The sequence below is a fragment of the Coralloluteibacterium thermophilum genome, from assembly GCF_042654365.1.
GTDB classification, from domain to species: domain Bacteria; phylum Pseudomonadota; class Gammaproteobacteria; order Xanthomonadales; family Xanthomonadaceae; genus Coralloluteibacterium; species Coralloluteibacterium thermophilum.
In genome coordinates this window covers 1-501 of record NZ_JBHSGG010000052.1, presented here as the reverse complement: position 1 = coordinate 501, position 501 = coordinate 1, and the positions used below count along the sequence as shown (strand labels likewise).

The window sequence follows — 501 nt, the reverse complement described above, 5'->3', positions numbered from 1 at the left end:
CCTTTTGTATAATGGGTCAGCGACTTACATTCAGTGGCAAGGTTAACCGAATAGGGAAGCCGTAGCGAAAGCGAGTCCGAATAGGGCGATTCAGTCGCTGGGTGTAGACCCGAAACCAGATGATCTATCCATGGCCAGGTTGAAGGCACGGTAACACGTGCTGGAGGACCGAACCCACTAATGTTGAAAAATTAGGGGATGAGCTGTGGATAGGGGTGAAAGGCTAAACAAATCTGGAAATAGCTGGTTCTCTCCGAAAACTATTTAGGTAGTGCCTCAAGTATTACTGCGGGGGGTAGAGCACTGTTATAGCTAGGGGGTCATGGCGACTTACCAAACTATGGCAAACTCCGAATACCCGCAAGTACAGCTTGGGAGACAGAGCACCGGGTGCTAACGTCCGGACTCAAGAGGGAAACAACCCAGACCGCCAGCTAAGGCCCCAATTTATCGCTCAGTGGTGAACGATGTGGGAAGGCACAGACAGCCAGGAGGTTGGCT

General features: G+C 51.3%; 1 rRNA gene. It reads left to right on the top strand.

What is annotated here, in order from left to right:
• A 23S ribosomal RNA gene (locus tag ACFO3Q_RS16740) occupies nucleotides 1-501 on the top strand; the annotation flags it as partial.